This is a genomic window from Tropicimonas sp. IMCC6043, assembly GCF_004146235.1.
Classification (GTDB): domain Bacteria; phylum Pseudomonadota; class Alphaproteobacteria; order Rhodobacterales; family Rhodobacteraceae; genus Tropicimonas.
This window is the reverse complement of record NZ_SELO01000041.1, coordinates 25,300-32,289: the sequence shown is the minus strand read 5'-3', so window position 1 is coordinate 32,289 and position 6,990 is coordinate 25,300. Positions and strand designations below refer to the sequence as shown.

4 protein-coding genes and 1 pseudogene are annotated in these 6,990 nt (G+C 59.9%); 2 read left to right on the top strand and 3 right to left on the bottom strand.

Annotated features, from left to right (window positions below):
* Positions 1-446, bottom strand: a pseudogene (locus tag EU800_RS21930) (IS256 family transposase); the annotation flags it as partial.
* Between the two features lie 60 nt (positions 447-506).
* On the opposite strand from EU800_RS21930, the gene EU800_RS21925 reads away from it, so the two are divergent.
* Complete coding sequence (locus EU800_RS21925) at positions 507-1,715, top strand: NAD(P)/FAD-dependent oxidoreductase (protein WP_129635654.1); 1,209 nt, start codon at positions 507-509, stop codon at positions 1,713-1,715.
* 373 nt (positions 1,716-2,088) lie between these two features.
* On the opposite strand, the gene EU800_RS21920 is transcribed toward EU800_RS21925, so the two are convergent.
* Positions 2,089-3,330, bottom strand: a complete 1,242-nt coding sequence (locus EU800_RS21920; RefSeq protein ID WP_129635653.1) for an NAD(P)/FAD-dependent oxidoreductase — start codon at positions 3,328-3,330, stop codon at positions 2,089-2,091.
* A 449-nt stretch (positions 3,331-3,779) separates the two neighbouring features.
* On the opposite strand from EU800_RS21920, the gene EU800_RS21915 reads away from it, so the two are divergent.
* Positions 3,780-5,111: a tetratricopeptide repeat protein gene (locus EU800_RS21915; protein ID WP_129635652.1), complete on the top strand. Its 1,332-nt coding sequence runs from the start codon at positions 3,780-3,782 to the stop codon at positions 5,109-5,111.
* A gap of 208 nt (positions 5,112-5,319) precedes the next feature.
* Here the strand turns inward: EU800_RS21915 and EU800_RS21910 are convergent, their stop codons facing one another.
* Entirely contained in the window at positions 5,320-6,960 is a 1,641-nt protein-coding gene (locus tag EU800_RS21910; RefSeq protein WP_129635651.1) for a tetratricopeptide repeat protein, read from the bottom strand.
* Positions 6,961-6,990: the final 30 nt, after the last annotated feature.

Here is a 6,990-nt window from a genome sequence, read left to right as displayed (position 1 = left end):
TCCTGAAAGTCTCCGGTGGAGACGCCGCGCAAGTAAAGGACTGGCAGAAGGGCATCGAGGCTCCGTGACCGCCGCGCCCACCGCGGCAGGATGTTCGAGGTGAAGCGTACCTTCTTCTCGGGCGGCACGTCGGAGGCGCGGTCGCGCACCTTCCGTCGCTGCACCGGGATCGGTCCGATTCCAGTCTGGATGGTTCGCTCCGGCCCGGCGCCGTGATGAACGACGCGTTGGCGCCCATCGGGCAGGCGCTCCTCGCTGAACTGCGCGACGAAGCTCACCGCCTCCGACCTGATCGCGGCGGCAAGCATCTGCCGAGCGCCGTCGCGGGCAATCTCGGTCAATGGATCGAGGATCGCACCGGGCTGGTGAAACGGGGTGATCGTGGTATCGTCTTTCATGGCGTATCGTTCCTTCTGGAAGTTCTGGCAGGCTTGAGCACCCGCCACGATACGCCGCCTTCTCAGGCCCCATCACCCATTTTCAGCCATAGCTCAGGGGAGGGTCAGATGGACCACTATGACGTCGTCGTCGTTGGTGCGGGTTGGGCCGGTCTCAGCGTCAGTTACGAGCTCATGCGCGCCAAGATTAGCCACATCGTGATGGAGCGTGGCAGGGTTGGAGAGACGTGGCGGACTCAAAGATGGGAGTCCTTTCACATGAACACGCCAAACGCCCTGACCGTTTTGCCTGGCGACCGTTATGAAGGGTCAGAACCCGAAGGGTTTATGAGCTGTCAGTCGTTCATTGAGATGCTCGAAACCTATGCCGACCGATGGCGCCTTCCAGTGCACGAGCAGACCGCAGTCGAAGACCTCCGCCGTATCGGCGATAGGTTTCAAGTGAAGTCGACGTCGGGCGTAGTCATAGCCGACAAGGTCGTGATTGCAGCGGGTAACCTGAATGTCCCCCGCATTCCTAAGATTGCCTCGAAGCTCCCGAGCTCCATCTATCAGATACATGGCGTCGAGTATACAAGCGCCGCCGCACTGCCGCACGGGGCAGTCGTGGTAGTCGGCTGTGGGGACACAGGCGGCCAGATCGCCGAGGAATTGATGGAGGCGGGTCGGCGGGTTTACCTTTCGACTGGCCGCAATGGTAGAGTTCCACGCCGATACCGGGGCCGGGATTTCTTTATTTGGATGACCGAAAGCAAGCTAAATCAGAATCCCCGCCCGCCTGGGAATGCTGGCCGAGCGTTGATTGGGCGAAAGCGGACGATCACTCTTCAATCAATGAGCGCGAAAGGCGTGACAGTCACCGGGCGTGTTCGCGATGCGACGGCCTCGGGCAAACTGCTGTTTGATGATACATTGGCGGAGTCAGCTGCCTATGCCGATGAGACTTCAGCTGGAGTTAAGGAAAAGATCGACGCCTACATTGAACGGGAGGGAATTGATGCACCCCTGGCGGATGACGATCCGGAGGAAACCGTGTCGCCGAAGTTCCCCGAGCCACCTCTTCTCGAGCTTGATCTCATTGCAAGCGGGGTGAGCAGTGTGATCTGGGCGACTGGTCTCAGCGGCAATTTCGATTGGCTGAGAATTCCCGGAACGGTTGATGCTTATGGAACGCCAATCCAGGAGAAATCGGTATCGGCGCCCGGCGTCTACTTCGTCGGCCTCGACAGTAAGGAAACGCAGCGCTCAGGGACTGTTTTGGGCGCATCCTGCGAGGCTGCACGCGTCGCTGCGCACATAGAGCTGCAACGCGCCTGACCCGACGAGGCTCCTGGACATCTGCCAATTACACGTCGACGTCGCTGGTCCGTTTCGGGCTCGTTTCAGCGCTTCGCCGCTCCGGGCACAAGTGGAAGTTTCCGGTGTGCGGGATGATGCTGCATGGGCGAAAACCCACTGTAGTGCAATTGTCGGCTCTGCGCAGAAAGCCAACTTGTTAGACAAGGGGGGGGCCGGTCTCGCCCGGCGCGGCCGCCAATGGCAAGTTCGCCGACTTTGCAGCCGATCGCTTCGCGAGCAGCGTCACCTTTCGCTCCCACGCGATGCACAGCTGCTTGCCGAGAACCGGACCCTGCGCCGCCCTCAGCACCATGCTCGAGGACGCGGACAAAGCCGACGCTCGAACCGAAGCTCAGGTCACCTGTAAATGTGCCTCGCCGGCTTTCTTGGACACAATGTGATCGACGATCTTGTATGCCTCCTGCTCTACGACGTGGATCGTGCCGGCGGCCAGCGACGCCGAGGAGTCGAGACCGGCGAAGTATACACCAGGCACCGAAACGCAGCCCGTTTCAATTGGCTGTCCTCGATTGTCGAGCGCACCCGGAACTTTCAGCCAGGAGAAGTCGCCAATAAATCCCGTCGACCAGATGACGGTCGAAATGCCCTCAGCCTGCGGATCGAGCCGTAGGATCGGCGGATCAGGCAGTTCTGGCGCGAGTGTTTCGGCGGCATCCGGCGCGCCAGGTGGTGCGTCAATGCCGTTTTCTGCAATATAGGCATCTATTCCGTCACGAACTCTTTGCGCATTTTCATTGCCATATTCCAGACTCTCGGCAAGGCTATCAGTGAAGGTCAGTGTGCCGTCCGGCAGCACGGACTCGAAACGCCCCAGAAGCGTGATCCCCAATGCGCTGAGAGATTGCAACGAGATCGTGTGCGTCGCACCAAGCAGGGGGCGCCCACCGTCATGGGGCCGTGGTTGCGCCATTTGCCCATTTTCGACCAGCCACAGAATGACGTCCTTTCCACGGTATCTGCGGGGAACCCGGCCATTCCTGCTGGTGGACAGAAATACCTTCCGGCCTGCCAACGCGATATCTTCGGCAATCTGGCCGCCGGAGTTTCCGCAGCCGACCACCAAGACCGCGCCTTCGGCCAGAGCGCGCGTATCGTGATAGTCCGAGCCATCCATTTGGTTGATCTCCGGCGAAAGACCAGCCGCTCCGTCAGGGCGTCTAGGAACATTTAGGTTGCCGGTTGCGGCCACCACATTATCAGCCGTTATCGTTCCTTCGTCGCTGGCGACAACGAAACCACCGTTTTGCCGTTCAACCGACTGAACCGCGGTTCGTGTGCGGACCGGAAGCGAATGGCGCCGGGCGAAACCCTCGACCATGTCCACGAATTCTTGGCATGTCATGAAGCCCTCGGGGTCGTCTCCCTGGTAACTGTCGCCCGGCATCACCGTCAGAACATTCGGCGTGTTCATACGGAACGCAGACCATCTTTGGGTGCGCCAAGTTTCACAGATCCGCGACCGCTCGAACACAATGTGGTTGAGGCCAGCTTCCTTCAAAGCGTAGCTCACGCCAATACCGGCCCATCCCCCGCCGATCACAACCACGTCGTAGTGAGTGCGTCCGTCCTTCATGTGCCCAGCTCCATGATCCGACGATCTCGGACAGCAGGATAGCACCTTTTCTCGTTCAATTGACGGGTAAGTGTTGCCTTCAAACGCGGGCACTTTCCCTTTGCAGGCGAGGGTGCCGAACTTTCGCTTGGGGCTCTTCACGGCCAATCGCCGCTCCGGGTAGGAATAGCGGCTTCCAGTTCAGACCATGATGCTGCACACGCGAAATACTCACGCGTCATGTCCGGCAGCTCAGCGCAGGTAACTGTCGTCCGGGTGGCAATGGCCTAAACCGGTGCAATCGGTGGATCGAACGGGGAGTTCGCCGACCTTGCTGACATCTGATGAAAACCATCGGATAACGGTTCGGGACGATTGAGTGGACATACCTATTGGTATTTCGTGGCGCTTGCGGATTCGGCTGGCGCAGCAAGATATGCTATGTTCGCTCCACTCTGGGAGGCGCAGCGATGCCCCAATTTCAAGACAGTCGTGGCGTGGCTTGGACGTCTAGTGATGCCTCGTCATCGGAACAACTCTTCGCGGCCATAGACCGGTTTATGACCTATCGTGCCGATACTATGGAAAGGCTGGATGCTCTTCTGAATGACGACTCGGAATGTATCGGCGCTTGGGTTCTCAAGGGCTTCCTTTTCCTTCTAGCGCGCTCACAGTCCCTCGTACCTAATTCCAAGGAAGCAAAGGACCGAGCAGAGGCGTTGGCACGGCTCGGGAAGACTAATGCCCGGGAGCGAATGCTCCTAGATGTGCTTGGGCGATGGGTTAGTGATGACATGCTTGGCGTCCAACGGCGCTTGGACTACATCGTCACGGAGTACCCGCACGACATCATCGCCCTACGTTTGCAGCATATTGGCGCGATCTTCTTCGGACGACCTGACGTACTTCGCTCCACGGTGACTCGAGCACTTAGTGACTGGGACGAAAGCATTCCGGGCGCAGGCTTTGTATATGGAATGGCCTGCATGGGGCTAGAAGAGGCGGGAGACTACGAACGCGCGGAGACGCTAGGGAGACGCGGCGCCGAGTTGGAACCAGATGACCTTTGGAGCGTCCATTCCGTGGCCCATGTTATGGAAGCGCAGGGACGGCTCGAAGAAGGTGTCGTGTGGATGCAGAGGCCACCGTCCTACTGGTCGGATCGAGGACCGATGCGGCATCACCTCTGGTGGCACGAGGCGTTGTTTTTATTCGAAGCAGATGATTTCGAACGAGTTTTCGAGTATTTCGACGAAACTCTCCTGCCGCGATCCAGCGCGGGATATCTGGAGATGGCCAACTGCGCTTCGCTTCTGTTTCGGATGGAGGCCGCGGGGCGAGGCTGCGGTGAACGCTGGGAACGGTTGCTAGCGCACACGCGACATCTAGCTGTTGACCGGGCGCTTATATTCTCTGACGTGCACATGGCCATCGCACTTGCAATGGCGGGCGAAGTTGGGGCGTTGCACCGTTTTTCCGAAGCCGTGCGGGAATACGCACATGGAGGCAACTCGTTTGATCGGCAGGCGAGTGCCCGCCTCACGATCCCGCTTGTCAATGCACTATGCACCCGTCTTTCTGGAGACATGGGGGCTGCAACAGATATCCTGAATGACGTAAGGTTCGACTTTCAGAATATGGGCGGCAGCATCGCCCAGCGCGACATGCTGGAGATACTGCTCATCGATTGTGCGATTGCTGCTGACCGCCCTCGGACGGCCAAGCGACTGCTGTCGGAGTACCTTGACCAGCGACCACACTCGGTTCCTATGCAAGCGCGTTTGAAAGAAATTACCGCGTGAAAGTCCAAACGCTTTGCGCCGTCAAATAGGGTCTGGTTTCTCTGCTGAGCAGACACGGTCCAGTTTCCTGCGAATGGCGGCACTGCGCAGCTCATGGCCGTTGCCGTGCTCGCTGTCGCGCGCGCCCTCGGTTAGCCGGACTGCTCGCGACGTCGCGGAGGCGGTCTCGGCTTTTGCCGACCGTAATTGTCTTCGTTTCCGCTTGCAGTCAGGCTGCGGCTGCCTTCCGACAATAGCAGGAGGCGCGGATTGGCACCGTTGCGCGCGCGGCGGCCTGGTCGAGTTGCAGGCGGATATGTGAAGCTTCGACACGCTCACCCCGACGCACCAGGCATTCATGGAGGCCGTGAAGGCTCCAGACGTTGCGCGGATGCTGGCAGGCGCGCGGCAACGTTTTGTCGAGACCGAGATCGGCCCGATAAACGGCCTCGGCCTCCTCGTATTGTCCGGCGTCCATCAGAAGAGCTCCGAGGGCGTGGCGCGTCGGCTGCATCCACCCCCAAGGCTCGTCATAGATCAGGCTGTCGTCCAGTTCCACCGAACGCCGCAGATGGGCGAGGCCCTCCTCGATGCGCCCGGCCTTGTAGGACACCTCGCCGTCCATCATCGCTTCGCCGATAAGCAGCACATCCTCGCAGGTATTGTTGAAGACGAGCCACTCCTCGGGCACTGCCTTCCGGGCCGTCACCGCCAGCTCGCACTCGCGCACTGCATCCTCGTTCCGACCCAGATTGGCGAAGGCGATCGCCCGGGCCTGGTGCATGGCGGCGGTGGTGTAACAATAGAGCGTCCGATCCTCGGGGAATGGCTCATCGAGGATGGCCTGCCACTGGCCGAAGCGGATCATGACGTGGATTTTCTTGCCGTAGAAGCTCTCGAAGAGTTCGGGCATGAACCGTACGACCTCGTCGGGCAGCATTCTCATCAGCTCCTCCGACGCCGCGAGAGCGACCTCGGGCTGACCGAGGAACATCGCGCCGTAGGCTTCGAAATGCACGTTGTGAATGCGGTAGATCGTGTAGAAGTTCTGCGCCCCGGCAAAGGCCTCAAATTTCCGGTCGACGGCCGCCGCCCGCCGGTTCCTGTAGACGACGTTATGGTAATCGCCGCAGAGCACGTCGATATGGGTTGCCATGTGAACGAGGTGGCCGCTGTCCGGCACTAGATCCGCCAGCCGGTCGCCATGGCGCAAGGCAGCCTCGGGCGTCGGAGACATCTCCATCAGATGGATGTACATGTGCAGGAGGCCGGGGTGTTCCCAGGCTTCCGGCTGTTGGTCAAAGGCCTTTTCCAGCGCCGCCTTCGCACGCTCTGTCGTCGCACTCTCTGCCGGCTTGCCGGTCTTGAGGTCCCAGAGCAACCATGGCGTCCGGTTCATATGGGCTTCGGCGTAGATCGTGACGACGTCGAGGTCGTTGGGAAACGCCGCATATACTTTCTCCATCGCGGCCGAGAAATCGTCGTTCCATGGGCCGTAATCCTCGATCTCCGGATCGGTCGGAAACCGGTCGGCGAGCGCCTCGATCAGGGCGTTTTCGACCGGCGTGAGACTGTCTTTCAGGGCCCTTGCGTCTGAAATGGCCTTGTGAGCCCGTTCCAACGTGGTCGCACGCTCGTCGGCGTCGAAGAACTCCCAGGGTTTGTTGTAGTTGGGCCCGATGGCATACGCGACGCCCCAATGCGCCATTCCACAGCCGGGATCGTTTGCAATCGCACGCTCGAAACAGGCGGCCGCCTCCTCGTGATTGTAGCCGTAAAGCCAGACAAGTCCCTGGCTGAAGGCTTTCTGCGCGTTGGGCGAGGATGTGGTGATTGCACGGGCATAGGTGCCCAGATCGAAATGCGTCATGTTTTCTCCTGCGGATGGGGACCAGTAAGA

Coding starts and splice junctions, on each gene's coding strand:
- EU800_RS21910 (WP_129635651.1), bottom strand. CDS start 6,960: ATGACGCATTTCGATCTGGGCACCTATGCCCGTGCAATCACCACATCC.
- EU800_RS21925 (WP_129635654.1), top strand. CDS start 507: ATGGACCACTATGACGTCGTCGTCGTTGGTGCGGGTTGGGCCGGTCTC.
- EU800_RS21920 (WP_129635653.1), bottom strand. CDS start 3,330: ATGAAGGACGGACGCACTCACTACGACGTGGTTGTGATCGGCGGGGGA.
- EU800_RS21915 (WP_129635652.1), top strand. CDS start 3,780: ATGCCCCAATTTCAAGACAGTCGTGGCGTGGCTTGGACGTCTAGTGAT.